Raw genomic sequence first — 1,672 nt, 5'->3', positions numbered from 1 at the left:
GTCCGTCGCCGGATGCAGGTGGTGTATCAAGACCCGTACGAGTCGCTCGACCCCCGTTTCAGGATCGGGCGAACCGTCGCGGAGCCGCTGGTGATCCACGGGGTGGGTGGCGACCGGGACGAGCGCCGGGCCCGGGTGGTGACGGCGCTGGAGCGAGCCGGATTGTCGTCGGCCGAGGATCTGCTCGACCGGTATCCGCATGAGCTCTCCGGCGGCCAGCGCCAGCGGGTGGCGATCGCGGCCGCGCTGGCGCTGGAACCGGACCTGCTCATCGCCGACGAGCCGGTGTCCATGCTCGACGTCTCGGTCCGGGCAGGTGTGCTGTCGCTGTTCGATCGGCTGCGCCAGTCCGGTCTGGGCATCGTGATGATCACACACGACCTGTCCACGGCGGCACACCACGCGGACCGGATCGCGGTGATGTATCTGGGGCGGATCGTCGAAGAAGGACCGGCCGCCGACGTCGTGCGGCGGCCGGTGCATCCGTACACGCGGGCGCTGATCGCAGCCGTGCCCCGGATGTCGGGGAGCCGCAGGGCGACGGTGACGGACAGCTCCAGCGGGACGGCGACGGACAGCCCCAGCACGACGGCGACGGGCAGCTCCGGCGCGACGCCGCCGTCTGTACCCGGGGAGGTGCCGGATGCGGTCTCCATCCCGAGCGGCTGCCGGTTCCGCACGCGCTGCCCAGACGTCGTCGACTCATGCGCGCACGACGACCCGCCGCTGCTGACGGTCCACGGCCCCACCGAACACCGCGCTGCCTGCCCGGTCAGCGTCGGCGCCATCCCAAGCATCCCGTGAGCACCCGCTGCGCAGATCGTGCCCTGACCGGTAGCCGATGACCACGCGCGGAGAGGAAGGAAGACCGGTGCACCCTGAACCGTCGAGGCACAACCCGCCGTCCACCCTGCCGATCGACATCGATGAGATCGTGCATTCCGCGCTGTCCGCGCACAACGTCCCCGGATGTTCGGTTGCCGTCACGCACGGCTCCCAGGAGTGGACCGGAGCGTACGGGCTGGCCCGCACCAGCCCGCCGATGCCGTTCTTCCCCGACACCCGCATACCGATCGCCTCCATGACCAAGCCGTTCACGGCCACCGCGGTGATGGCGCTGGTCGAGGAGGGCAAGCTCGAGCTGGACGTGCCGGTGCGCACGTACCTTCCCGAGTTCCGGGTGGCCGACTCAGAGGTCAGCCGGCGGGTCACCATCCGCCACCTGCTGACGCACCGGGTGGGCTGGCTCGGTGACGAGACGGAACTGGGATCGGAACGCGGGGACGGTGCGCTGGCCGCGCAGGTCGCGGGGTTCGCCTCCCTTCCGCAGGTCATCCCGCTGGGAACGACGTTCTCCTACGCCAACACCGCCTGGGATCTGGCCGGCCGGGTCGTCGAGGTGGTGGAGGGGGAGTGCTACGAGTCGGTGATCGAGCGGCGGATCCTGGTTCCGCTCGGCATGGGCGCGACCACGTTCTTCGCCGAACGGGTCGTGTCCGCACCGGCTGCGTCAGGGCACGCCAAGGGGCGCGACGGCGATCCACCGGCGCCGGTGCAGGATGCCTGGCTGCTGCCCCGTGGCGCGAACCCGTCGGGTGGGTTGATCTCCACTGCGGGCGACTTGCTGACCTGGATGCGGTGGTGGCTCGGCAGGCTCGACGGTGACGTGGCC

The 1,672-nt window shown here is 70.8% G+C and carries 2 protein-coding genes; both read left to right on the top strand.

The genetic code is table 11. The features are described from left to right. A partial coding sequence (locus ELR45_RS11430) for an ABC transporter ATP-binding protein (protein WP_205856418.1) occupies positions 1-804 on the top strand: 804 nt, incomplete at its 5' end. A 67-nt stretch (positions 805-871) separates the two neighbouring features. Further along, positions 872-1,672 (top strand): serine hydrolase domain-containing protein (locus ELR45_RS35005; RefSeq protein ID WP_165367682.1); only part of this gene is annotated, 801 nt, incomplete at its 3' end.

Origin of the sequence: Phytoactinopolyspora endophytica, from assembly GCF_004138495.1 — a bacterium.
In the GTDB taxonomy this organism is placed as follows: domain Bacteria; phylum Actinomycetota; class Actinomycetes; order Jiangellales; family Jiangellaceae; genus Phytoactinopolyspora; species Phytoactinopolyspora endophytica.
The sequence above is the reverse complement of the archived record's forward strand: the minus strand, read 5'-3'. Positions and strand labels throughout refer to the sequence as shown.